Consider the following 23,957-nt stretch of genomic DNA (forward strand, 5'->3'; position numbering starts at 1 on the left):
GGGTGGCTTCCGCACGCCCACCCGACCTCTGAGGGGGAAACCATGTCCGGATTCAGCACGCCGGCGGCGGACGGAGTGCCGCCCGGCGGCGTCGGGGCCGGCGCTGGTGCCGGGACCGCGCCCGGCTTCGGCCCGGCCCTCGGCCATGGACCCGGACCCGGGTCCGGCGGGCCCTACCGCGCGCCCCAGGTGCCCGCGCCGCGGCCGTTCGCGTGGCTGCGGCCCAGCGACCCGGACCGGAAGGCCCCGGCCACCGGCCGGACGGTGCTGGCGGCGGTGCTCACCGGTCTGCTGGCGTCCGCGCTGCTGATGGACGGACTCGGCGTCAACCTGCTGCTCTGCGCGGCGCTCGCCACCGTCGGCGCCGGGATCGCCGCCCGCGCGGCGGGCCGCCGGCTGCGCGTCTGGACCGCCGTGTGGAGCGCGCTCGCGCTCGCCCTGCTCGCCGTCCCGGCGCTGTACGAGGCCGGCTGGCCGGTGGTGCTGAGCACGGTCTGGGCCGTCGGGCTGGCCTCGCTGGCGCTGCACGGCGGGCGGCGCTGGAGCGGCGTCCTGCTCGCGCTGCCCGGCCTGCTCTGGCAGCTCGTGCCGGCGCTCGGGTGGGCCCGGCGGAGCCTGCGCGGCGGCGGGAACACCCGCGGCCGGGTGGCTCCGGTGCTCAAGGGCGTCTTGGTGGCGGCCGTGCTGCTGGCGGTCTTCGGCACCCTGTTCGCCGGCGCCGACGCGGCCATGGCCGAGGTCCTCGGGAGTCTCGTGCCCAGCCTGGACCTCGGCGAACTCCCGCCCCGGGTCGCCCTGTTCGTGCTCGGCCTGGCCACCGCCCTGGGCTTCGCCCACATCGCGGCCGGCCCCCGCCGCTGGGACCGCACGCCGGTCCGGCCGGGCCGGGCCAGGGGCCGGCTGGAGTGGGCGCTGCCGCTGGCCGCGCTGAACCTGATGTTCGGCGCCTTCGCGGTGGTGCAGGCGGTGGTGGTGCTCGGCGGCGGGGAGTCGGTGCTGGAGCGGACCGGGATGAGCCGCTCCGAGTACGCCCGGCAGGGCTTCTGGCAGCTGCTCGTGATCACCGTGCTGACCCTGGTGGTGGTCGCGCTCGCCAAGCGCTGGGCGCCGCGCGCGACCGGGACCGACCGCCGGCTCGCACGGCTGCTGCTCGGCGCGCTCTGCCTGCTCACCCTGGTCGTGGTGGCCTCGGCGCTCGGGCGGATGTGGTTCTACGTGGACGCCTCCGGGCTCACCGCGCTGCGGCTCTGGGTGCTGGCGGTCGAGCTCTGGCTGGGCGTGGTCTTCGTGCTGCTGATCGCGGCGGGCCTCACCCCGTCGGCCGGCTGGCTGCCGCGCGCGGTGGTGCTGAGCGCGGCGCTGGCCGCCGCCGGGTACGGCCTGATCGGGCCGGACGCGCTGGTCGCGGAGCACAACGTGGCCCGCTTCGAGCGGACCGGGCAGATCGACCTGCGCAACGTCCGCGGCCTCTCGCCGGACGCCGTCCCGGCCCTGGACCGGCTGCCGGGGGACTACCGGACCTGCGCGCTCGGCGTCATCGCCTCCGACCTGGCGGAGACCGGCCCCGCTCCCTGGTACGCCGCCAGCCTGGCCGGGGCGCGGGCCCGGGACATCCTCGCCGAGCGCCCGCCGGCCGACCGCCTCGTGGGGCAGGAGTATGCCTGTGACCGGGTCGGGCTCCGCTACGAGTTCACCTTCGGCGGCTGAGCCCGGCTGAGCCCGGCTGAGCCCGGATCGGCCGGGTGACCGCGGGAACGGCGAGGGGCCGGCCGGGAGCGTGCTGCTCCCGGCCGGCCCCTCGTCCGTCCGGCCGCCTCCCCCGGGCGGGCGGCCGGTCAGTGCATCGCGACCTTGGCGGCGTCCGACGGCAGGTCGGCGGCCTTGGCCTTGATCACGACGGCCGCGACCACGAAGGCCAGGACCGCCATCGCGGCGCCCACGATGAAGCCGTGCGAGATGCCCTGCGCGAGCACCTCGTTGGCGGCGGTGGTGCCCTGCGGGAACTCGTGCTTCTCCATCAGCCAGGCCTGCTGCTCCGGCGTGGCGGTCGCCATGAAACCGGGCAGCTGCACCTCGGCCTCGCTGGTCGCGTAGCGCGCGAACACCGTGGTCAGGATCGACAGGCCGAGCGAACCGCCGATCTGCTGCATGGAGTTCAGCAGACCCGAGGCGGCGCCGGTCTCCTGCCCGGAGACGCCCGCGACGGAGAGCAGCATCACCGGGACGAAGACCAGGCCCATGCCGAAGCCGAAGACCACCGTGGGGCCGAGGACGCCGTCCACGTAGCCGCTGTCCGCATCGATGAAGGTCAGCCAGCTGAGGCCGATCGCGACCAGCAGCGAGCCGCCCGCCATGAACGGCTTCGGGCCGTACTTGCCCTGCAGACTGGAGGCGACCTGGGCGGCCACGATGATCGCGACGCTGATCGGCATGAACGCGAAGCCGGCCTTGAGCGGGCTGTAGCCCAGCGGCCCCTGCACGAAGAGGGTGATGTAGAAGAAGATGCCGAACATGGCGGCGGCCAGGCAGAGCATCATCACCAGACCGCCGGTGCGGTTGCGGTCGGCGAACAGCTTCAGCGGGGTGATCGGCTGCGAGGTGCGGGTCTCGATGAACACGAACGCGACCATCAGGATCGCGCCGACGGCGAAGGAGCCGAGCGTCAGCGGGTCCTCCCAGCCGTCCGACGCGGCGCGGATGAAGCCGTAGACCAGGCCGACCAGGCCGATCGTCGAGGTGAGCGCGCCGGGCAGGTCGAAGCGGCCGGGGTGGCGCTCCGACTCGGCGATGTAGCGCGGCGCGGCGAAGGCGATGAGGACCGCGATCGGCACGTTGACGAAGAAGACCCAGCGCCAGTCGAGGTACTCGGTGAGCACACCGCCGGCCAGCAGGCCGATCGCGGCGCCCGAGCCGGCCACCGCGGAGAACACGCCGAAGGCCCGGTTGCGTTCGGGCCCCTCGTCGAAGTTGGTGGCGATCAGGGCGAAGGCCGTCGGCGAGCAGATCGCGCCGCCGATGCCCTGGAGCGCGCGGGCGGCCAGCAGCATGCCGCCGTCCTGGGCGAAGCCGCCGAGCAGCGAGGCCAGACCGAACAGCAGCGTGCCGGCTATGAAGACCCGGCGCCGGCCGAGGATGTCGCCCGCGCGTCCGCCGAGCAGCAGCAGGCCGCCGAAGGTCAGCGTGTAGGCGTTGATCACCCACGACAGGTTGGTGGTGGAGAAGCCCAGATCGTCCCTGATCTGCGGCAGGGCGATGTTCACGATGGTGGCGTCGAGCACCACCATCAGCTGCGAGGCCGCGATGACGGCCAGGGTGATGCCCTTGTTCGGGCTGCTTTTGCTTGGTGAAGCGGTTTTCTTGCTGAGCGTGTCGGAGATAGCCAAGTTGATGCCCCCTGCTGGCTACTGCTTCGTGTGCTGCGGACCTTGGGGTCCGGCGTGGCCCGACGGCGTCCCGCGGGCTATGAAGGAACGGAATCGTTCACTAGGGTGGACGATAGCGTTGCCGAGATTGTGAACGCAAGCGTTCCTTAGGGTTGGTGACAATGGATCAGTTGGTGCGGCACCTCGCGGCGGACCTCTCGGCCGGCCTTCCGTCCGGCCCGGCGGCGCAGAAGGCGCCCGAGGCCGTGCGGGCCGCCTGCCCCGTCCAGGTCGTTGCCGAGGTCCTGGCCAGGCCGGTGCGGCGGCGGGGGAAGGAGCTGGAGGCGGCGATCTTCGAAGCGACGCTCGATCAGCTCACCTCCGGCGGATTCGCGCGGCTGACGATGGAGGGGGTCGCCGGCGCCGCGCGGACCGGGAAGGCCGCGCTGTACCGGCGGTGGGCATCCAAGGTGGAACTCGTCGTCGACGCCCTGGACTCCACTCTGCCACGCCCTGCCGACACGCCTTCCCTCGGGTCCGCCCGGGCGGAACTGCACCACTTGGTCGAGAGTTTCGTGTCCGTCGCGCGCTCCAGGGCGGGGGGTGCGTTGAGCGCGGTGATGGCCGAGCTGGACCACGACCAGGCGGAGCTGTTCAAGGACTTCATCACCCGGCGGATGCTGGCGCCGACCAAGGACGTGATCCTCGACATCCTGCGGCGGGGCGCCGAACGCGGCGACGTCCGGCCCGGCGCGGCCACCCCGGTGGTCGCCGACGTCGTCCCGGCGATGCTGCTGTACCGGGTCAAGGTCTGTGGGCGTCAGGTCGGCCCCGAGTTCGCGGGCCAGCTGGTCGACGAGGTGCTGGTCCCGCTGATCCGGCCCTGATCCGGCCCTGATCCGGCCCTGAGTCGGCCTTGAGTCGGCCCTGATCCCGCCCGGGGTGCGCTGCCCGGGGTGCGCTGCCGGGCGCTGCCCCGGGCCGGTTCGGGCCGGTCCTGGCGGGCGGGCGGTTGGCATAGGCTGGAGGCCGACCAGCTGAACGGACCCCGCCATGCCCATCGTCCCGCCGACGCACTCCGTCGAGCGCTCGCTGCGCCGCGCCGGTGCCAAGATCGTCGTCGGCCTCGACGAGGTCGGGCGCGGCGCCTGGGCCGGGCCGGTCACCGTGGGCGCGGCCGTCACCGGCCTGCGCCGGCCCCCGGAGGGGCTGACCGACTCCAAGCTGCTCACCGGGCTCCGCCGCGAGGCGCTCGCGCCGGTGCTCGCCGACTGGGTCACCGCGTACGCGCTCGGCCACGCCTCGGCGCTGGAGTGCGACGAGCTCGGGATGACCGCCGCGCTGCGGCTGGCCGCCGTCCGCGCGCTGGAGGCGCTGCCGGTGGAGCCGGACGCGGTGATCCTCGACGGCAAGCACGACTACCTCGGCGGCCCCTGGCGGGTGCGCACGGTGATCAAGGGCGACCAGTCGTGCGTCTGCGTCTCCGCCGCCTCGGTGCTGGCCAAGGTCCACCGCGACGGCCTGATGGCCGATCTCGGCGAGGCGCACCCCGAGTTCGGCTTCGCCGACAACGCCGGCTACCCGTCCCCGGTGCACCGGGCCGCGCTGGAGGAACTCGGGCCGACCGAACACCACCGCCTCTCCTGGTCCTATCTCGACGGACTGCCCAGGTGGCGCCATCTGAAGCGGACCCGGACGGTTCCCGGGCCCGGTGGGGCGGGCTCGGCGGAGTCCGTCGGCGAACAGCTCGCGCTCGGTTTCTGACGGTACGTCTGGAAACTCCCGCGGCGGCCCACGGGCCCGCGGTCCCAACAGGTGGGGCGCCCGTGCGCGTCCGACCGGCATTTGATAGATATCCGGGTATGCCTGTCTTCCCCGAGGAGCCGGAGATTAACGAGAGCCTCCCGGGCCCCGGCGTTCCCAGCCCCCGTGAGTCGGACGCACAAGCCCTCCGCGCGCCTGCCACCGGCGGCGCGGCCACCGCCGTACCGTCGGCCGCCGGTGTCGTGCCGGCCCCGGTGCCGGGCCCCCGCCCCGCACCGCCGCGGCCGGCGCCGCCGCGTTCGGCGGCCGCACGGGCGGACCGTCCGGGGCCTTCGCCGCGCCCGAACCCGATCCCCAAGCCCAGCCCCCCGCGACCCGCGCCACGGCCGGCGCCGGTCGAGGTCCGGCACGTCCCCGCCGCCGAGGCGGAGGCGCTGGACCGCGCGGACGAGACCGTCGACCTGCTGCTGGACGCCGGCCGCGACCCGGGCGCCGTCCTGGTGCTGACGGTCGGCGCGGCGCACCCCTGGCAGGTGCACGAGCTCTCCTTCGGCGAGGAGCGCTACTGGGCGCAGCTCGCCGAGGGCGGCGACGTGTTCTACGCGGACGCCGGGCTGACCCGCCCGGTCCGCCGGCCGGTGGTCGTGCTGGTCGTCAACGGCGGTCCGGCCGACCGCGCCGCTGCGGCGTACGCCGAGGCGCTTCGGCGCGCGGAGGAGCTGCTGGTGGTCTGCGGCGGCCCCGCCCCGGCCGGTGCGCCGCTCGCGGCCGCCGGGGCCCCGGTCCCGCGCGGCATGCCTGCCTGAGAGCCCTGACGGCCGCCCCGGCCCGGTACCCCTTCCGGTACCGGGCCGGGGCGTTTCCTCTTCGCTGCCCCACGCCGGTCTCCGGGTGCGGGATCCGGGCCCTGGCGGTCGAGTTGGCGTTGGTGGTCGAGTCGGCGTTGGCGGGACGGGCCCGGAGCCGCCCTGCGCGGTCGGGCGGTGGCCGGACGCTCAGCGGGTGCCGGTGCGCCGGGCCGGTTCGATCGCCGCGACCCGGGCGGGTCCCCATGGACGCTCGGCCTGGCGGGAGCGCGGTGACCGCTGGCCGCGCGGGGTGTCCCGCGCCGTGCGGGGCGCCAGCTCCGTCACGGTGTGGACCGGCCCCTGCGCCCACGAACCCGCGTGCGGATTGCGTCCGCTCCGTCCGTCGCCGAGGATCTGCCAGCCGGCCGGGGTCAGCGCGACGTACGCCCCGCAGCGCAGCCCGTGCAGGCCGGCCGCGTCCCGCAGGGCCCACATCCAGGCGCCGTCCGGCTCCGTCCAGCCGGTCGCGCCCTCGCGGCAGCGCAGCAGGACGGCCGTCCGCCTCGGGCTGGGCAGCCGCAGGTCGTGCGCGGTGACCTGGCGCAGGTGGGAGAGGATCGCGTTGCGGTGCAGCCAGCCGTCCGCGTCGTGCGGCCAGGGCGCGAACGAGGCCGAGGCGGTCACCCGGTGCAGCGCGTCCAGGACGGCGACCACCACCGTGCCGGGCTGGGGCAGGTGGAGCCGGTGCAGTTCCAGGACGAACTCGCGGGGGTCGCGGAGCAGCGGGATCCCCAAGTCCGTCCAGGTCTCCAGATCGAGCACCCGTCTGGGGGCCGAACTCCGGGCGAGGGGATAACGACCTCGGTCGATGCCGCTGATCACGACCCTCCTTCCCGACCCACGGACGCGCGGGTGCCTGCGTACGCCGGAGGCATGGTCCAAGGGACCGGGCTCGGGGTACGGTCCAATTCTCAGGGCAGATGGGGTGGAGCGGCAACGATGAAATGATGAACGCCGCCCGAAAGCCAACATTCTGCCGGATATATTCCACGTCCGCCCGGAACCGGCCCGGCCGCCGCCGGACCGCGGCCCGGCCGGGCGCGGAGACGTCCCGGAGGCCGTGACTACTCCGTTCGGGTGCGGTCGGTCGGTCGGGTGCGGTCGGTCGGGTCGGCCGGGCTGTGCCGGGCGGCGGTGCGGGGCGGCGGTCAGCCCTGGAGCCCCAGCACCAGCGGCAGCACCGCGCCCGCCCCCGCGCGGCGCAGCAGCCGGGCGGCCACCGTGACCGTCCACCCGGAGTCCACCAGGTCGTCCACCAGCAGCACCGGGCCGCCCGCCGCCGCCACCGCCGCGGCCGTCTCCGGCGGCAGGACCAGCGCGCCCGCCACCGAGTTCAGCCGCTGGGCGCTGTTGCTGCGCGACCCGTGCGGCGGCTGCCCGGTCGCGTACGCGAACTGCCCGAGCAGTGGCAGCCGCCCGATCTCGGCGATCCTGGCGCCGAGGCTGCCGACCAGCTGCGGCCTGGTGGCGGAGGCCATCGTCACCACGCCGACCGGCCGCTCCAGCCGGGTGCCGTCGGCCGTCGCCGGGCCGGCCCAGCCGCCGGGGCCGCGCGCCCAGTCGGCCAGCACGGTGACCAGGGCGTCCACCACCTCGCCGGGAACGGGCCGGTCCGGGGCCTGGTCGGCGAGCAGCGAGCGCAGCCGGGTGCCCCAGCCGATGTCCGAGAGCCGGCCGAGCGCGCGGCCGGTCTCGGCCTGCTCGCCCGCCGGGATGCGGCCCTTGAGCGGGATGCCCAGCGCGTCCATGCCGGTCGGCCAGAGCCGGCGCGGCTCGACGCCGACGCCCGGTCGGCCGAGGGCGGCGCGGGCGGCCTCCAGGGCCTCCGCCGAGACCTCCGGCCCGTGCAGCGGCCCGGCGCAGTTGTCGCACCGGCCGCACGGCGCCGCCTGGTCGTCGTCCAGCTGCCGGCGCAGGAACTCCATCCGGCAGCCGGTGGAGGACGCGTACTCGCGCATCGCCCGCTGTTCGGCCTCCCGGGAGGCGGCCACCTTGGCGTAGCGGGCGGTGTCGTACTCCCAGCTCCGGCCGGTGGCCGTCCAGCCGCCCTTGACCCGCCGGACGGCGCCGTCCACGTCGAGGACCTTGAGCATGGTCTCCAGCCTGGTGCGGCGCAGGTCCACCCGGGGCTCCAGCGCGGCGGTGGAGAGCGGCCGGCCGGCCTCGGCGAGGGCGCCGATGGTCCGGCGCACCTGCTCCTCGGGCGGGAAGGCGAGCGAGGCGAAGTAGCGCCAGATCGCCTCGTCCTCGCGGCCGGGCAGCAGCAGCACCTCGGCCCGGTCGACCCCGCGCCCGGCCCGGCCGACCTGCTGGTAGTAGGCGATCGGGGAGCTGGGGGAGCCGAGGTGGACGACGAAGCCGAGGTCGGGCTTGTCGAAGCCCATGCCGAGGGCCGAGGTGGCGACCAGCGCCTTGACCCGGTTGGCCAGCAGGTCGGCCTCGGCGGTGCGGCGCTCGGCGTCCTCGGTGCGGCCGGAGTAGGAGGCCACCGTGAAGCCTCGCTCGCGCAGGAAGGCCGTCACCTCGTCGGCGGCGGCGACCGTGAGGGTGTAGACGATGCCGGAGCCGGGCAGCCGGTCGAGGTGGTCGGCGAGCCAGGCCAGCCGGTGCGCCGGGTCGGACAGGGTCAGCACGCCGAGGGTGAGGCTCTCGCGGTCGAGCGGGCCGCGCAGCACCAGCGCGTGCTCGTCGCCCGCGCCGGTGCCGAGCTGCTCGGCGACGTCGGCGGTCACCCGGGAGTTGGCGGTGGCGGTGGTGGCCAGCACCGGGACGCCCGGCTGGAGCTCGGCGAGCATGGTGCGCAGCCGGCGGTAGTCGGGGCGGAAGTCGTGGCCCCAGTCGGAGATGCAGTGGGCCTCGTCGACCACCAGCAGGCCGGTGGAGGCGGCGAGCTTGGGGAGCACGTGGTCGCGGAAGTCGGGGTTGTTCAGCCGCTCGGGGCTGACCAGCAGGACGTCCACCTGCCCGGCGGCGACCTCGGCCTGGACGGCGTCCCACTCGTCGGTGTTGGCGGAGTTGATGGTGCGGGCGTGGATGCCGGCCCGGGCGGCCGAGTCCACCTGGTTGCGCATCAGGGCGAGCAGCGGCGAGACGATCACCGTCGGACCGGCGCCGCGGGCCCGCAAGAGGGCGGTGGCGATGAAGTAGACGGCGGACTTGCCCCAGCCGGTGCGCTGCACCACCAGGGCCCGGCGGTGGTCGACGACCAGGGCCTCGATGGCGGTCCACTGGTCCTCGCGGAGGGTGGCCCCGGGGCCGGCCAGCTCGCGCAGGACGGCCTCGGCCCGCGCCCGGACCTCGGCACGGTCGGCGGCGGTGGCGGTGGAGTGGGTCTTCGGCTGCTGCATGGCCCCATGTAACCCCGAGGAGCCGACAACGGGCGAACGGCGGGGGTGAGGACGGGGCGCGGAGGGGGTGAGGCCGGGGTGAGGAGGGGGAGAGGACAGTGCGAGGCCGGGAGTCGTTTCATCCGTTCGTCTGCTGAACGGCGGCAGTTTTTCCCTCGGGAGAGTGGCTCGGCGATACGCCGATCGGGGGAGGAGTTATTCACAGGCCGGGTTTATCCACAGGCCTGGAGGAATTTTCCGGGGGCTTCGGAGAATTGCGGCAGCCTTCCCGCCATGACCGACGAACGCATCTCCCTTCCCTTCGGCGACGGCCCCGACGGCCGTCCGATCACCATGCGGGGCCCGGCCGACATGGCCGAGGTCCTGCCGTACCTGCTCGGCTTCTACCCCGACGACAGCATTGTCGCGGTCGGCCTCCAGCCGCCCGGACTGCACCAGGGCGGGGTGATCCGGCTGGACATCCCCGAGTCGGCCGAGGAGTGGCGGGCCGCCGCGGAGGAGACGGCCGACCTCCTCGTCCGGCTCTCCGAGCGGGAGGACCGGCGGCCGGTCCAGGTCCTCCTCTACCTCTGCCAGGATCCCGCCGGGCCGCGGCCCGGCGGGGAGCACGGACCGCCGGTGGCCGAGCGGCTGCGTCCGCTGGCGGAGTGGTTGCACCGGGCCTTCGAGGGCCGCGGGGTGCGGGTGAAGGAGTCGCTGTGCGTCTCGGCGGGCCGCTGGTGGTCCTACCTCTGCACGCGGGAGGGCTGCTGCGACCCGGTGGGCCATCCGATCCGGCGGACGCCCGGCCCCGGCCCGGTCGCGGTGGCGGCGACCGTCGCTGGCCTGGCGCCGCGCGGCAGCCGCAGGGAGATCCTGGCCGGGCTGGCCCCGGTCGGCCCGCCCGGGGCGGACGCCCTGCGGGCCGCCTTCGCCCGGGCCGGGGCAGGGCCGTCGCCGGGGCGGCGGCTGTCGCTCGACCGGCGGGAGCACGCCGCGCTGCTCGACGCGGCCGTGGCCGAGTTCATGGCCGGGGCCACGACGCTCGACGAGGACCGGACGGCGCGGCTGATGCTGGCGCTCCAGGACCGGATCATCAGGGACCGCGCGGCCGAGTACGCCAGGCCGGCCGAGCTCGCGCCCGCCCAGCGGCTCTGGCGGTTCCTGGCCACCCGCTGCGTGGCGCCGTACGAGAGCTGCGCCGCGCCGCCGCTCACCCTGCTGGCCTGGGCCTCGTGGGTCGCGGGCGACACCGCGACCGCGCGGGTGGTGCTCGGCCACACGCTGCGCCGCCACCCCTCCTACCTGCTGGCGCAGCTGCTGTACGAGACGCTGAACGCCGGCTTCGCACCGGACGCGCTGCTGGCGAGCGTGGCGGAGGAGCGCCGCCGCCGCACGGAGCGGGAGGAACGGGAGGCGGCGGCCGAAGAGCAGGCCGAGGGCACGGTCGAGGGGGCGGCCGGGGGAGCGGCCGGGGACCGGGAGCCGGATTCCGGGCCGGCGTCGGGTCCGCCCCCGGCGCCGGTCCCCGCCGCCGACGGGCCGGCTGCCGGGAGGGCGCGTCGCCGGGCCCGTCGGCGGCGCGGCCGTCCGGCCACGGCGGCGGGTGAGGAGGGTACGGCGATCGACTGGGCCGAGCGGCCCGACCGCCCGGCTCGGGAGCCGTTCGGGCGGGACGGCACCGGTGGCGTTCCCGGCGATGGCGGTCGCCCCGGGCCCACCGCCGTACGGACGCGGTGCACGGGGGCCGTCGGCGCCCGTGCCGGCACCGCTCCGGCGGCCGGGTGCCGGGCGCCGGAGCGCCGACGGGTCCTGCGCACGGCACGGACCGCCCGCCCGGCGTCCTGGCCGCAGCCCTTCCCGGCGGGCGGCTGCGGTCGGGGCCGGCTGCGGGGCGCGGGCAGCGCGGCGGTGGGGCGTCATGCGCGGTGACGTCCGCACGGCCGCGGCGGGCGGGCGGCCGGGCCCGGCCCGCCCGGCCCCCGCTGCCGGTGGCGGGCTACGCCTCGCCGCGCGCCATCGCGATCAGACGGTCCAGCACCTTGCCCCCGCTGACCCGCAGGCCGTCGTGCTCCCACTCGTTGGTGACCCACGTCCGCAGCCCCCGCACGGCCCGCGCGGTCTCCAGCGAATCGGCGGTGTCGACGTACATGTCGTCGTGGTACACCGCCGCCACCACCGGCACCTCGTTGGCGGCCAGCCGGGCCGGGTCGTAGAGGTCGGCCCAGTCGGTGCGGGCGGCCAGCAGTTCCGCGGTCTCCTTCAGCGGGCGCAGCGCCGGGTCGGTGTCGAACATCCAGGGGTAGATCATCTCCCCGGTGAACAGCACCGGCGCACCGGACTCCAGCGCGGCCCGGGCGTCGAACTCCGGGAACTCCGTGCGGACGCGCTCGGCGGACCAGCCGGTGCCGGCCGGGTCGACCGAGCGCTGGCCGTAGATCGACTCGTGCAGGACGGCGTAGAGCGGGCCCTGGGCGAAGGAGAGCTGCGCCTGGGCGCCGGCGAGGAAGGTGTCGGAGAGCTCGGGGCCGTCCGGGCCCTCCACCCAGGCCTCCTCCAGCAGGTAGTGGAGGGTCCCGGAGCCGCTGCCGCCGCCGAGCAGCAGCCCGAGCGCCTGGAACGCCTCGACGGTGAGCCGCCCGCCGTCGGGCAGGACGGCGGGGGCGTCGGCGAGGTGCGCGGCGATCCGCCGCACCGCCTCGACGTCCTGCGGGAAGCGCGCGTAGTGGCCCTCGTTCTTGCGGACGACGCGCGGGTAGGCGGCCCGGTAGACGTCGTCGGCGGAGCTGCGCAGGCCGGCCAGCCCGCCGGTGACGAAGGCCTGGTCGAGTCCTTCGGGAGCGACCGAGAGGTAGGTGAGGGTGCAGAAGCCGCCGAAGCTCTGACCGAGCACGCTCCAGCGCCGGTCCTCGCCGAGCAGCCGGCGGCGGATCAGCTCGGCGTCCCGCACGATCGAGTCCGCCCGGAAGTGCGCCAGGTACTCCGCCTGCTCCTTGGCGCCGCCCCGCCGCGCCAGCGTCTGCCGGGTGGCGGGGGTGGACCGCCCGGTGCCGCGCTGGTCGAGCAGGAGCACCCGGTAGTCGTCGAGCGCGCGCTCCAGCCAGCCGTCCCGGCCGAGCGGGCGGCCGGCCTTGCCGCCCGGGCCGCCCTGGAGGAAGAGCAGCCACGGCAGGCCGGCGTCCTCGGAACGGCCCGAGGCGACCACCTCACGGGCGTACACCTCGATCTGCTCGCCCTCCGGGGCGGCGTGGTCGAGCGGCACCCGGAAGACGTGGTCGGTGAAGGCAATCCCGGGCAGCCGGCTGGCGGTGGACATACAACTCCTCGGTATCTGCTGGTCACAGCGGTCGCGTCGGCCCCGGCCGGGGTTGCCGGTGGCGGGGCCGCGACCCCCGCACCGTATCCTGACCGCGGCCCGGGGCCGCCCCGACGGCCACCGCCCGCGACCGCCCACCCGGCGGGTCCGTGCGGCCGGGCACGACGGACCGGCAGCGGCAGCCGTTCGGACGGCGGTCGCGGCACTCGGACGGGAACCGGGCCCGGGTGCCCGGTGGGCGTGACCTGTCGCCGGTCTCCGGCGTTCACCCCGGGGGCCCTGCGCCCGGGCGCCGACCGCCCTCGGGGGACGGGACGCCGTGCCGCACCCGGCACCGCGCCGTCACCGGCGCGGGCGGGCCGCGGGCCCGGCGGTGCGCCGGAGGGCACGGCGGGACCCGGGCGCGACGACGTCCGGGAAGGAACGACGCGGGGCCGGTGCCGACTCGGTGCGGGGCACCGCTTGGTACGGCCCGGTACCGGGTACGGCCAGACACGGCACAGCGGCCGGCGGGGTTTCCGCCGGCCCGGAACCAGCACGCACGCGATCGAACATGCTCGCGGCCCATCGGCCCTGACCGGCCACCGGACCGCCGAGGGGAGGAGAGTCCGGTGACCGCGATGAGGCCACCACAGGCCGCGCACGCCGAGAGCGTGGTCGGCGCGCCGAGACCGGCCGGCCGACCGGACCAGGCCCAGCCGGCCGGTCCCGGCGGCCACGCCCGGCCCGCGCCGCCGCGCCCGCAGCCGGCCGCCACCCACCACGAGGTGCTGTGCGTGAACGCGCCGGCGATGGCCGCCTCTGGCCCCGACGGCCAGCTGCGCGGCCACGGCCTGCACGGCTTCTACCGCTCCGGCCTCCGGGTGGTGGCCCGGATGGAGCTGCGCCTCGGCGGGGTCGAGCCGCTCCCGCTCCAGGGCACCCAGACCTCGGCGGCCCAGGCCCGCTTCCTGGGCGCCGTCCGCCTGCCCGGCGACCTCGACCCGGACCCGGCGCTGACCGTGGAGCGGCTGCGCCACGCCGACGGCGTGGAGACGGTCACGGTGCGCAACGCCGGCAGCCGCACGGCCCGGCTGCCGCTGGAGATCGCGCTCGCCACCGACCTCGGCCCGGTCGGCGAGATCGCCGCCGGCCACCGGCCCCCGGACCTGCCCGGCCAGGTGCAGTCCGCCGGGCTGCGCTGGGCGGGCCCCACGCACAGCGCCACGGTCAGCGCCCTGCCCTCGCCGCACGCGGTGCTGGCCGGAGCCGGCGTGCTGCGCTGGGACCTGGAGGTCCAGCCGGGCGCGCGCTGGTCGGTCGAGCTGCGGGCCGCGCTGGAGACCACGGCGCCCGGCCCGCGCCCGCCCGGCGGCCGCGGCACCGGCGTCCCGCTCCCGTGGGCGGAGCCCGAGGTGCGCTGCGACGACCCCCGTGCGGCGCTGGTGGTGTCGCGCTCCCTGGACGCCCTCGGCGGGCTGCTGTTCGCCGACCCCGACCGGCCCACCGACCTCTACCTGGCCTCCGGCGCGCCCTGGCGGTTCGGGCTCGCCCCGGCCGACGCGCTCTGGGCGGCCCGGCTGACCCTGCCGCTCGGCACCCGGCTCGCCGCCGGCACCCTGCGCGCCCTGGCCCGCCGTCAGCAGCCGGCCGCCGCACCCGGCCAGGGCCCGCGCCGGCCGGAGGGACTGCTGCCCGGCGCGCTGCGGCACGGCGGCCCCGAACTGCCGCCGACCTGCACCGCCACCGAGGCCACCCTGCTCTTCGTCACCGTGCTGGCCGAGGCCTGGCGCTGGGGCCTGTCCCGGGCCGAGGTGACCGAACTCCTCCCGGCCGCCGAGCGCGCGCTCGGCGCGCTGCGCGAGGGCCTGGTGGACGGCTTCGTCACCGACCTGAGCCGCCCCGTCGAGGAGCGGTCGGCCCAGCCGGTGCCGGCCCGGGCCGAGGTGCAGGCCCAGGCGCACCGGGCCGCCCTGCACGGCGCCGACCTCCTGGAGGCCTTCGGACGGCCCGGCGCCGAGGAGTGGCGCGGCTGGGCGGCCGCCCTGCGCCGACGGTTCCGCGAACGGTTCTGGGTGGACGACCTCTCCGGCGGCCGCCCCGCCGCCGCGCTCGCCCCGGGCGGCCAGCCGCTGCCCGCCGTCGCCGCCGCCCTGGTCCACCTCCTCGACCCGGGCCTGTCCGCCGACGGCGGCCGGCACGAGAGCCTGCTGGACCGCGAGCAGACCAGGCTGCTCGCCCAGCGGCTGGCCGCGCCCGAGCTCGACAGCGGCTGGGGGCTGCGCACGCTCAGCGCCAAGTCGCCCCGCTTCAACCCGCTGGGCCACCGCAGCGGGGCGGTGCGCGTCCACGAGACCGCCCTCGCCATCGCCGGGCTCGCGGAGACCGGCCACGAGAACGAGGCCGGGGCCCTGCTGGAGGGCCTGCTCGGTGCCGCCGCCCACTTCGAGGGCCGGCTGCCCGAGATGTACGCGGGGGAGCAGTGGACGCCCGGTTGCCCGCCGGTGCCGCACCCGGGGGCCTGCCGGCCGGCGGCGGTCTCGGCCGCCGGCGCCGCGCACGCGGTGTTCGCGCTCGCCGGCGTCCGGCCGGACGTCCCCGGCGGGCGGGTGCTGGTGCGCCCGGCCAGCACCGCGCCGCTCGGGGAACTGGAACTGACGGGCCTGCGGGTGGCCGGCGAGCCGTTCTCGGTGCGGGTCAGCCGGATCGGCGTGGCGATGGTCGAGGAGGCGTCCGCCGAACTCCAACTGGTGGCCCGCTGACGCCCTCCTCCGCCCCCGCCGCCCCGCGCGGGCCGGACTCCACCGGCCCGCGTGGGGCGGTCGGCGGGAAGGGCCGCCACAGCACGGTCCGTACGCGGGCCTGTGCTTATCGTCAGAGAGACGACTATGATCGTCGCCATGTCGCGTTATGACCCGTCGGCCTTCCCCCCGTTCGCAGTCACGGTCGACCTGGTCGTGCTGACGGTGCGCGAGCACGCGCTCTGTGCCCTGCTGGTCCGCCGGGGCGAGCCGCCCTACCAGGGCTACTGGGCACTCCCCGGGGGATTCGTGCGCCCCGACGAGGGGCTCGCCGAGGCCGCCTCGCGGGAGCTGGCCGAGGAGACCGGCCTGCGCGCCCACACCACCCCCGGCCACGACGCGGTCGGACCCGGCACCGCCGGCGCCCACCTCGAACAGCTCGCCACCTACGGCCACCCCCAGCGCGACCCCCGGATGCGGGTGGTCAGCGTGGCCTACCTGGTGCTCGCGCCCGACCTGCCGACCCCGCGCGCCGGCGGCGACGCCAGCGGCGCCCGCTGGGCCCCGGTGACCGAACTCCTCGACCCCGACCAGGTCGACGGCGTCCCGCTCGCCTTCGACCACGGACTGATCCTGGCGGACGGGGTGGAGCGCGCCCGCTCCAAGATCGAGTACTCCTCGCTCGCGACGGCCTTCTGCTCGGCCGAGTTCACCGTCGGCGAGCTGCGCCGGGTCTACGAGGCGGTCTGGGGCGTGGTCCTGGACCCGCGGAACTTCCACCGCAAGGTGACCGGCACCCCGGGCTTCCTGCTGCCCTCCGGCGGGACGACGACCCGTCAGGGCGGGCGCCCGGCCCAGCTGTTCACCTCGGGCGGCGCCAATGTGCTCAACCCGCCGATGCTGCGCCCGGAGTCCTGAGCCGTCGCGGCCGACGGCCCGACCCCGGCCCCGGCCCCGGCCGCGACACCCGCTCCCGCGTCTCGGTCGCAGGATCGGATTGTCCCCTGATCGGGTGAGGTGTGTGCGCGGTGTGCCCGTGCCGCTCCCGTAATGCCCGGAATCGCCGCCGCGGACCCCTAATGTGCTGGCGCGGAACCGTGCGGGCGCGACCCTGCGCCGCACGGACCAGGCCGGCCGAGGGCATGGGAGCAGCCAGCGATGATCCAGATCACCGGACTGACCAAGGTCTACCGACGGGGCGTTCCACCGGCGGTGCTGGATCTGACCTTCGAGGCCCGCCCGGGCACCGTGACGGCGCTGATCGGCCCCGAGGGGGCGGGCAAGACGACCGCGCTGCGGCTGATGCTGGAGCTCGAACGCGGCCGGGGCGTCACATTGTTCGCCGGCCGCACCTACCGCCGGCTGCGGCGCCCGGAGCGCGAGGTCGGTGTGGTCCTCGCCGGACCGGGCGGCCCGAACGGCGCGGCGGACAGCGCCGGACACCCGGGGCGCAAGGCCAGGGGCCACCTCAGGATGCTGGCCGCGGCGGTCGGGGTGCCGGCCCAGCGGGCCGACGAACTCCTGGAACAGATCCGGCTCGCGGCGGTCGCCGACCAGCGGCTGCGCACCTTCTCGCCCGGGATGCACCGCCGGCTCGCGCTCGCCGCCGCGCTGCTCGGCGAGCCGCCCACGCTGCTCCTGGACGCGCCCACCGAGGGGCTCTCCCCGCGCAACGTGGAGTGGTTCCACTCCTTCCTGCGCTCGTTCGGCGCCGCCGGCGGCACGGTGCTGGTCACCACCCGTTCCCCGCAGGAGGCCGCGCGGTTCGCCGACCGCGTGATCACCCTGGACGAGGGCCGGATGGCGGCCGACCAGCCGGTGGCGGAGTTCCGGCAGACCCGGCTGACGCCCGAAGTCGCCGTCCGGGGACCGCAGATGGCCCGGCTCGCCGACCTGCTGACCGGCCAGGGCGCCCAGGTCCGCCGGGGCGGCGGGACGGAGCTCGCGGTGACCGGGCTCGGGCGGACCGAGATCGGCGAACTCGCCTACCGGCACGGCATCCTGCTGCACGAACTCGCCGACCGGGTGGTCGAGCAGCCCGCCCCCCGGGCCGCCCTGCCGACGGGTTCCGGGCGGTCGGGCCGGGTCCAGGTGCAGACCGGTCCCGGGCCGGTCCGCCTGTCGAAGGCCCGCCCGGCGGGGGACGGGGCGAAGGAGCGGGCGGAGGAGCACCCGGGGGAACGGGTGCCGGCGACGGTGACGGCCGGGCAGGCACCGGCACCGGCTCAGGCACCGGCACCGGCTCAGGCACCGGCGGCGGAGAACGCGGCGTCGGCGCGGACGGTGGTCCGGCCGGCCGGCGCCGACCGGGAGCGGGACCCCGCGCCGACCCTCGCGCTTCCGGTCGCCGCCGCGGCCGGCCTCTCCGCTGCGGCCGGCCTCTCCGCCGCGACCGCGCTGTCCGCGCTCACCGCCCGCAGCGGGATCCGGACCGTCCCCCGCCGGAACGGAACCGGGGCCGGAGCGACCGGGGCGGGCCGGCCCCGGGACGGCGGTCGGCCGGAGGAGGCGCCCTCGCCGACCGTCGCCGTGGACCGGCTCTTCAGGGACGGGCTGACCGGCCTGGTCCGCCCGGTGGAGGGCCGCCCCGGCGAGGCCGCCGACCTGAGGGCCGACGACACCGTCCGCCTGGGCCGGATCACCCACCGGCCCGCCGAGCACCCCGCCGAGCACCCGCCCGTCGCCCACCCGCCCGTCGGGCCTCCGCCCGCCGAGGTCCCGCCCGCCGCCCGGAAGGGCGCGGGTGACGCCGCCGGGCCCGCCGGGGCGGACCGGGGCGGGGTTGTCGTTCCCGTGACCTCTGACCTTCGGAGCGAGTGAACCGTGCGAGTCCTGGCTTATGAGCTGCGCCGGATGCGCGGCCTGCGTTCGACCTGGCTGCTGCTCGGTCTGGTGGTGCTCGGCGACGCCGTGGCCGCCGGCGTGCTGGCGGCCCAATCGGCCGACGGCGCCCTGGGCGGACCGGCGGCGGTGCGGCTGCTGACGGCGGCGGTGCCCCTGGTGCCGCTGCCGTTCGCGGCCCTGGGCGCCGGGGTGCTGGGCGCGCTGTCGTACGCGCACGAGGTGCGGCACCCGGGGCTGGCGGCCTCGCAGGTGGGCTATCCGCGCCGGGTACGGCTGCTGGCGGGCAAGCTGCTGGTGACCGGCGCGGCCGGGGCGCTGCTGGCCCTGGTGAGCCTGCTGGTCGACGCGGTGACCGTGCACCTCGCGCTGCCCGCCGGGGTGACGGCCGCGGCCTGGTCGGACCCGTCCGAGCTGTCCGGGCGGGTCGCGCGGGCCCTGGCCGCCACCGTCCTGGGCGGGCCCGGGGAGCTGCCGGACGCGCTGGCGCCGCTGGCCCTGGGGGCCGGGCACGGCGCGCCGGCCGCGCTGCTGGCGTTCGTCCTGCTGGTGGTCGCGGCGGGCTGCACCGGGGTGCTGACCGCCGCGCTGACCCGCAGCGCGCTCGCCGGGGTGCTGCTGCTCTGCGCGCTGCCGCCGCTGCTGGAGTCCGGGGTGGTGCTGCTGCTGCGGGGGACCGGTACGGCCTGGCCGGCCCGGGCGGCGGAGCTGCTGCCGTTCCGGTCCGGGGTCGAGTGGGCGTACGGATGGGTGTACGGCGGGGACCGCCAGGTTGCGGACGGCGGCTCGGTGCTGACCGATCCGGTGCTGCTGGCCGCGCTGGCGGCTCCGGGCCTCGTGTTGCTCCTGGTCACCCTGGCGGTGCAGGTCAGGCGCCGGGCGCTGTGAGCCGCCGCCCGGCGGGGGCGGTTCGTCAAGATCGACCAAGGGTGACCGCAATGCGTGCTTCGCCCTGATAAGAAGTCAATTATCCAGTCACGGTCGATCACCCTTTCGTGTGCTTTTCACGAGAATTCTCAAGCTGCGCCCGCCGATCGCCGACAAAGGAGCTGTGAACACCCTTGCGCACCCCACCATGACCCCCGCCCGTTCCGCCGACGGGGCCATCCCCGGCCCCGCCGACCTGGACCGCTTCGCCTACGCCGACCGGCCCACCCCGCCGGCGCCCCGCTGGGAGGGCGCCGAGTCGGACCTCGCCCGGGTCGGCCGCAAGACCACCAGCAGCCGCGGCCGCGGCCTGCACGGCCAGCTCGTCCAGCAGCTCGGCCAGATGATCGTCTCCGGAGACCTCGGCGCCGACCGGCCGCTGGTCCCCGAGGAGATCGGCCAGCGCTTCGAGGTCTCCCGCACGGTCGTCCGCGAATCGCTGCGGGTGCTGGAGGCCAAGGGCCTGGTCAGCGCCCGCCCCAACGTCGGCACCCGGGTCCGCCCGGTCAGCGACTGGAACCTGCTGGACCCGGACATCATCGAGTGGCGCGCCTTCGGTCCGCAGCGCGACGAGCAGCGCCGGGAGCTGTTCGAGCTGCGCTGGGCGATCGAGCCGCTGGCCTCCCGGCTGGCCGCCGGCCACGGCCGGGAGGACGTCCAGCAGCGGCTGGCCGAGCTGGTCGAGATCCTGGGGCACGCCTGCGCCCAGGCGGACCTCGCCACCTACGCCCGGGCCGACGCCGAGCTGCACGGTCTGGTCCTCCAGCTCGCGGGCAACCGGATGCTGGAGCACCTCTCCGGGATCGTCGCCTGCGCGCTCCAGGTGTCCGGTGGTCCGGCCACCTCCTGCGAGCGGCCCTCGGAGCCCTCGGTCGGGCTGCACGCCCGGCTGGTGGACGCACTCGGTACCGGCGACGGCACCGCCGCCGAGACCGCGATGCGGGCGCTGCTCACCGTCCACCCCGAGATCGAGCCCTCCGTCCCGGCTCCCCGGGAGCACTGAGCGGGCCGTTCGGCGTCCGGGCGCCGCAGCCCCCGCCCCGCGACCCGTCCACGGACCGCCCCGTCATGATCCGTCCGACCGAGACCGTCCCGCGGCCTTCCGCCGCCTCCTCCGCGACCCGGGCCCTCCGGCTGCCGCCACGGTGCAGCCGGGGGGCCTCCGCGTGTCCAGGGCCGGGCGCCCGCCTGCGGGTGCGCACCGGTGCCGACCGGAGCGGAGCGGAGCGGACCGGACCGCGACTCGGAATGTCGTGCTCATGGTGAACGACTTCGGCGCGGGTGGGGGATGATGGAAGCCGGCCCCGGGCCGCGGCCGCCGTCCGGTGTGACCCGCGACACGAAGGCCATGCGTAACACTTGACGAGTAGCAGCGATGTGTCCTGAGCGGAAGCAGCTCCGGAATACCCCAACATGTCAGAATGCTGTGTTGGTCTGCGGCGCTGCTGCCGTCCTGCAAACCCAGTCCTCAAGCCCGAGTCGGTCGGAATCGACACCGCGTGCCCGACGCGCGATCTCCTTCCCCGCCCGCTCGGGCGGCCGGTACGGGTTCGAGTCCACTCATCGTCCGAGAGGTTGTTCGTGTCGGCCAGCACATCCCGTTCGCTTCCCCCCGAGATCGCCGAGTCCGCGGCTCTGCTGGCGCTCATCGAGCGGGGCAAGGCCCAGGGGCAGATCGCCGGTGACGACGTGCGCCAGGCGTTCGAGGCGGACCAGATCCCGGTCACCAAGTGGAAGAACGTCATGCGCAGCCTCAACCAGGTGCTGATTGAGGAGGGGGTGGATCTCATGGTCAGCGCGGCCGAACCGGCCGGCGCCAAGCGCAAGAGCGTTGCCGCCAAGAGCCCCGCCAAGCGCACGGCGACCAAGGCGGTCACCACCCGGACCCCGGCCGCGTCGTCGGCCCCGACCAAGCCGCCCGTGCGCATCGCGCCCGGTGCGACCATCTCCACCCCGGCCGTCGCGGCCGCCGCCGCGCCGGTCAGCACGGTGTCCGCCGAGATCACCGCCGAGGCGACGGCTCCGGCCGCCGCCGAGGTGAAGGCGGCTCCGGCGAAGAAGGCCGCCCCGGCCAAGAAGGCCGCCGCCAAGAAGACCGCCGCGCCGGCGAAGAAGGCCGCCGCCAAGAAGACCGCGGCCGGCAAGACGGCCAAGGGCGACGAGGAGCTGCTCGGCGAGGAGGAGCTGCTCGAGGAGACGGCCCTGCCGGGCGACAAGCCCGGTACCGAGGGCGACGCCCCCGAGGAGGAGTCGGAGGGCTTCGTCCTCTCCGACGACGACGAGGACGACGCGCCGGCCCAGCAGGTGGCCGTCGCTGGTGCCACCGCCGACCCGGTCAAGGACTACCTGAAGCAGATCGGCAAGGTCCCGCTGCTCAACGCCGAGCAGGAGGTCGAGCTCGCCAAGCGGATCGAGGCCGGCCTGTTCGCCGAGGACAAGCTCTCGGCCGCCGACAAGCTCGCCCCCAAGCTCAAGCGCGAGCTGGAGATCATCGCCGAGGACGGCCGCCGCGCCAAGAACCACCTGCTGGAGGCCAACCTCCGTCTGGTCGTCTCGCTGGCCAAGCGCTACACCGGCCGCGGCATGCTCTTCCTGGACCTCATCCAGGAGGGCAACCTCGGTCTGATCCGTGCGGTCGAGAAGTTCGACTACACCAAGGGCTACAAGTTCTCGACCTACGCGACCTGGTGGATCCGCCAGGCGATCACCCGCGCGATGGCCGACCAGGCCCGTACCATCCGCATCCCGGTGCACATGGTCGAGGTCATCAACAAGCTGGCCCGCGTCCAGCGCCAGATGCTCCAGGACCTGGGCCGCGAGCCCACCCCGGAGGAGCTGGCCAAGGAACTCGACATGACCCCGGAGAAGGTCATCGAGGTCCAGAAGTACGGCCGCGAGCCCATCTCGCTGCACACCCCGCTCGGCGAGGACGGCGACAGCGAGTTCGGTGACCTCATCGAGGACTCCGAGGCGGTCGTTCCGGCCGACGCGGTCTCCTTCACCCTGCTCCAGGAGCAGCTGCACTCGGTGCTGGACACCCTGTCCGAGCGCGAGGCGGGCGTGGTGTCGATGCGCTTCGGCCTGACGGACGGTCAGCCGAAGACGCTGGACGAGATCGGCAAGGTGTACGGGGTCACCCGTGAGCGCATCCGCCAGATCGAGTCGAAGACCATGTCCAAGCTGCGCCACCCGTCGCGTTCCCAGGTGCTGCGCGACTACCTGGACTGATCCCCGGTACCGGCCCGCCGGTACCGATCGGAAGGCCCGGAGCCCCGTGCTCCGGGCCTTCCGGCCGTTCGGAGCCGGTGGGCGTCAGCATCCGGGTGGCCGATGTCGCTCTTCCGGGTGGCGGCGCGGCGGTGAGCGGTCGCGGAACGTAGCAGAGCGCCTACGCTGTGCCGGTTGCCTGCTGCCGAGCCATCTGGAGACACGGTGCCGCCCACCCGCGCCGACCTGCCGACCCCCGCCCCCGCCGTCGCACCCGTCGCCGCCCCCGGGGCCGTCCGCCCGGTGTCCCGGCGGCGCCGGGTCGCCGCCGTGGCGCTGCTGGCCGCGCTGCCCGCGCCGCTGCTCGCCCTCGGCCCGGCGGCCCCGGCCGCCCAGGCCCGGCCGCAGGGCCGGATCGTCGGCGGCGGGACGGTGAGCACGGGCGACCACCCGTGGGTGGTCGCGCTGGCCAGCCGCCAGCAGTTCGGCCCGGGCCGCTCGGGGCAGTTCTGCGGGGGAGCGCTGGTCACCCCGACCAAGGTGGTGACCGCGGCGCACTGCTTCTACGACGAGTCCAGCGGGCGCCCGGTGGACCGGCCCGGCCTGCGGGTGGTGGTCGGCCGGGACGACCTGCGCGGCTCGGCGGGGCGCGAGGTGGCGGTGCGCGGCGTCTGGGTCCACCCCGCCTACTCCTTCAGCACCAACATGAACGACGTCGCGGTGGTCACCCTCGGCGAGTCGCAGGGGAGCCGGCCGGTGATCGACCTGGTCGGCCAGGGCGAGACCGAGCCGTACCGGCCGGGGAACCGGGCGCAGGTGTACGGCTGGGGGGACACCACGGGCCGCGGCGACTACTCGCCCGCACTGCGCGGCGTGGACTTGGCGGTCGTCCCCGACCAGACCTGCGCCCAGGCCTACCCGGGCGGCCCGGACGGGCGCTTCGACGCCCGGGGCATGGTGTGCGCGGGTGAGCAGCAGGGCGGCAAGGACGCCTGCCAGGGGGACAGCGGAGGACCGCTGGTGGTCGCCGGCCGGCTCGCCGGGCTGGTCTCCTGGGGGACGGGCTGCGCCGAGGCGGGCCACCCGGGCGTCTACACCCGGATCGCCTCGGTCTCCGACGCGGTGCGCGCCGTCCTGTAGCCGGCCGAACACCCGGTGCCGGCCGCCCGCAGGGGCCGGTCCGGGAACGACGAAGCCGGGCGACCGGCCCCCGAAGGGGCGGTCACCCGGCTCACCCGGTCACGCGCGGTGCGCGGCCGGACACACAGCTCGACGCTGGGCCTGTTGGGGCGCCCGGAATCAGCGCTCGTCGTCGTTGGCCGTGGCGGACGTCGTGCTGCCCAGGCGGCCGCTCTCGTCCTGTATCTCCACGGCGATCTTCTTGAGCTCCGGCTCGAACTTCCGGCCGTGGTGGGCGCAGAAGAGCAGCTCTCCGCCGCTGGCGAGTACGACGCGCAGGTAGGCCTGGGCGCCGCAGCGGTCGCAGCGGTCAGCCGCGGTGAGCGGGCTCGCAGGTGTCAGAACAGTAGTCACGTCGCCTCTTCTCTAGCTCGACGAGCTGTCGTACCAGGGTCAACATCCAACCAGGCCGAAAACGTTCCCGCTCGTGGCTTTTCTTCTCTGAGGATTCTGCTGTGTTGATGAGG

The 23,957-nt window shown here is 75.9% G+C and carries 17 protein-coding genes; 12 read left to right on the forward strand and 5 right to left on the reverse strand.

Annotation, left to right across the window (positions count from 1 at the left end):
• The first annotated feature begins 42 nt into the window (after positions 1-42).
• The gene (locus ACFZBX_RS25075) at positions 43-1,707 is read left to right on the forward strand and encodes a DUF4153 domain-containing protein (protein ID WP_391536031.1); all 1,665 of its coding nucleotides are present in this window, start codon (positions 43-45) and stop codon (positions 1,705-1,707) included.
• A gap of 128 nt (positions 1,708-1,835) precedes the next feature.
• On the opposite strand, the gene ACFZBX_RS25080 is transcribed toward ACFZBX_RS25075, so the two are convergent.
• Positions 1,836-3,383 (reverse strand): MFS transporter, encoded by a 1,548-nt coding sequence (locus ACFZBX_RS25080; protein ID WP_391536032.1) that lies wholly within the window; start codon positions 3,381-3,383, stop codon positions 1,836-1,838.
• Between the two features lie 161 nt (positions 3,384-3,544).
• On the opposite strand from ACFZBX_RS25080, the gene ACFZBX_RS25085 reads away from it, so the two are divergent.
• The 3 genes from ACFZBX_RS25085 (at position 3,545) to ACFZBX_RS25095 (ending at position 5,932) form a co-directional block, all read left to right on the forward strand.
• Positions 3,545-4,249 carry a TetR/AcrR family transcriptional regulator gene (locus ACFZBX_RS25085; protein WP_391536033.1) on the forward strand — a complete coding sequence of 235 codons (705 nt, stop codon included), beginning with the start codon at positions 3,545-3,547 and terminating at the stop codon, positions 4,247-4,249.
• A gap of 166 nt (positions 4,250-4,415) precedes the next feature.
• Entirely contained in the window at positions 4,416-5,126 is a 711-nt protein-coding gene (locus ACFZBX_RS25090; protein WP_391536034.1) for a ribonuclease HII, read from the forward strand.
• Positions 5,127-5,224: 98 nt separating this feature from the next.
• Entirely contained in the window at positions 5,225-5,932 is a 708-nt protein-coding gene (locus ACFZBX_RS25095) for a hypothetical protein (RefSeq protein WP_391536035.1), read from the forward strand.
• Positions 5,933-6,121: 189 nt separating this feature from the next.
• On the opposite strand, the gene ACFZBX_RS25100 is transcribed toward ACFZBX_RS25095, so the two are convergent.
• On the reverse strand, positions 6,122-6,796 hold the full coding sequence (locus tag ACFZBX_RS25100) for a hypothetical protein (RefSeq protein WP_391536036.1): 675 nt from the start codon (positions 6,794-6,796) through the stop codon (positions 6,122-6,124).
• A 326-nt stretch (positions 6,797-7,122) separates the two neighbouring features.
• Entirely contained in the window at positions 7,123-9,321 is a 2,199-nt protein-coding gene (locus ACFZBX_RS25105; protein ID WP_391536037.1) for a RecQ family ATP-dependent DNA helicase, read from the reverse strand.
• 273 nt (positions 9,322-9,594) lie between these two features.
• Here ACFZBX_RS25105 and ACFZBX_RS25110 point away from each other — a divergent pair, with 273 nt between their 5' ends.
• Positions 9,595-11,232, forward strand: a complete 1,638-nt coding sequence (locus tag ACFZBX_RS25110) for a DUF4192 domain-containing protein (RefSeq protein WP_391536038.1) — start codon at positions 9,595-9,597, stop codon at positions 11,230-11,232.
• A gap of 67 nt (positions 11,233-11,299) precedes the next feature.
• Here the strand turns inward: ACFZBX_RS25110 and ACFZBX_RS25115 are convergent, their stop codons facing one another.
• The gene (locus tag ACFZBX_RS25115) at positions 11,300-12,616 is read right to left on the reverse strand and encodes an alpha/beta fold hydrolase (protein ID WP_391536039.1); all 1,317 of its coding nucleotides are present in this window, start codon (positions 12,614-12,616) and stop codon (positions 11,300-11,302) included.
• 620 nt (positions 12,617-13,236) lie between these two features.
• Between ACFZBX_RS25115 and ACFZBX_RS25120 the strand changes: the two genes are divergently transcribed.
• The 7 genes from ACFZBX_RS25120 to ACFZBX_RS25150 all read left to right on the forward strand — a co-directional run bounded on the left by ACFZBX_RS25120 (position 13,237) and on the right by ACFZBX_RS25150 (position 23,451).
• On the forward strand, positions 13,237-15,357 hold the full coding sequence (locus ACFZBX_RS25120; RefSeq protein ID WP_391536104.1) for a glycogen debranching N-terminal domain-containing protein: 2,121 nt from the start codon (positions 13,237-13,239) through the stop codon (positions 15,355-15,357).
• A 138-nt stretch (positions 15,358-15,495) separates the two neighbouring features.
• The gene (locus tag ACFZBX_RS25125) at positions 15,496-16,254 is read left to right on the forward strand and encodes an NUDIX domain-containing protein (protein WP_391536040.1); all 759 of its coding nucleotides are present in this window, start codon (positions 15,496-15,498) and stop codon (positions 16,252-16,254) included.
• A 240-nt stretch (positions 16,255-16,494) separates the two neighbouring features.
• Entirely contained in the window at positions 16,495-18,156 is a 1,662-nt protein-coding gene (locus tag ACFZBX_RS25130) for an ATP-binding cassette domain-containing protein (RefSeq protein WP_391536041.1), read from the forward strand.
• Positions 18,157-18,159: 3 nt separating this feature from the next.
• Complete coding sequence (locus ACFZBX_RS25135; protein ID WP_391536042.1) at positions 18,160-19,065, forward strand: hypothetical protein; 906 nt, start codon at positions 18,160-18,162, stop codon at positions 19,063-19,065.
• A 163-nt stretch (positions 19,066-19,228) separates the two neighbouring features.
• Positions 19,229-20,107 (forward strand): FadR/GntR family transcriptional regulator, encoded by an 879-nt coding sequence (locus tag ACFZBX_RS25140; RefSeq protein WP_380750537.1) that lies wholly within the window; start codon positions 19,229-19,231, stop codon positions 20,105-20,107.
• Positions 20,108-20,679: 572 nt separating this feature from the next.
• Positions 20,680-22,332 carry an RNA polymerase sigma factor gene (locus tag ACFZBX_RS25145; protein WP_391536043.1) on the forward strand — a complete coding sequence of 551 codons (1,653 nt, stop codon included), beginning with the start codon at positions 20,680-20,682 and terminating at the stop codon, positions 22,330-22,332.
• Between the two features lie 309 nt (positions 22,333-22,641).
• Positions 22,642-23,451 carry a S1 family peptidase gene (locus ACFZBX_RS25150; RefSeq protein WP_391536105.1) on the forward strand — a complete coding sequence of 270 codons (810 nt, stop codon included), beginning with the start codon at positions 22,642-22,644 and terminating at the stop codon, positions 23,449-23,451.
• Between the two features lie 159 nt (positions 23,452-23,610).
• Here ACFZBX_RS25150 and ACFZBX_RS25155 read toward each other — a convergent pair whose 3' ends face one another.
• A complete protein-coding gene (locus tag ACFZBX_RS25155) occupies positions 23,611-23,844 on the reverse strand; it encodes a hypothetical protein (RefSeq protein WP_391536044.1) in 234 nt (77 codons plus the stop codon).
• Positions 23,845-23,957 lie beyond the last annotated feature (113 nt).

It is taken from the genome of Kitasatospora sp. NPDC008115 (assembly GCF_042957205.1).
Taxonomy (GTDB): Bacteria; Actinomycetota; Actinomycetes; order Streptomycetales; family Streptomycetaceae; genus Kitasatospora.

Bases quoted from the DNA above. Each gene is read 5' to 3' on its own strand.
- ACFZBX_RS25075 (WP_391536031.1), top strand. From the start codon at position 43: ATGTCCGGATTCAGCACGCCGGCGGCGGACGGAGTGCCGCCCGGCGGC.
- ACFZBX_RS25085 (WP_391536033.1), top strand. From the start codon at position 3,545: ATGGATCAGTTGGTGCGGCACCTCGCGGCGGACCTCTCGGCCGGCCTT.
- ACFZBX_RS25090 (WP_391536034.1), top strand. From the start codon at position 4,416: ATGCCCATCGTCCCGCCGACGCACTCCGTCGAGCGCTCGCTGCGCCGC.
- ACFZBX_RS25095 (WP_391536035.1), top strand. From the start codon at position 5,225: ATGCCTGTCTTCCCCGAGGAGCCGGAGATTAACGAGAGCCTCCCGGGC.
- ACFZBX_RS25105 (WP_391536037.1), bottom strand. From the start codon at position 9,321: ATGCAGCAGCCGAAGACCCACTCCACCGCCACCGCCGCCGACCGTGCC.
- ACFZBX_RS25110 (WP_391536038.1), top strand. From the start codon at position 9,595: ATGACCGACGAACGCATCTCCCTTCCCTTCGGCGACGGCCCCGACGGC.
- ACFZBX_RS25115 (WP_391536039.1), bottom strand. From the start codon at position 12,616: ATGTCCACCGCCAGCCGGCTGCCCGGGATTGCCTTCACCGACCACGTC.
- ACFZBX_RS25120 (WP_391536104.1), top strand. From the start codon at position 13,237: ATGAGGCCACCACAGGCCGCGCACGCCGAGAGCGTGGTCGGCGCGCCG.
- ACFZBX_RS25125 (WP_391536040.1), top strand. From the start codon at position 15,496: ATGTCGCGTTATGACCCGTCGGCCTTCCCCCCGTTCGCAGTCACGGTC.
- ACFZBX_RS25130 (WP_391536041.1), top strand. From the start codon at position 16,495: ATGATCCAGATCACCGGACTGACCAAGGTCTACCGACGGGGCGTTCCA.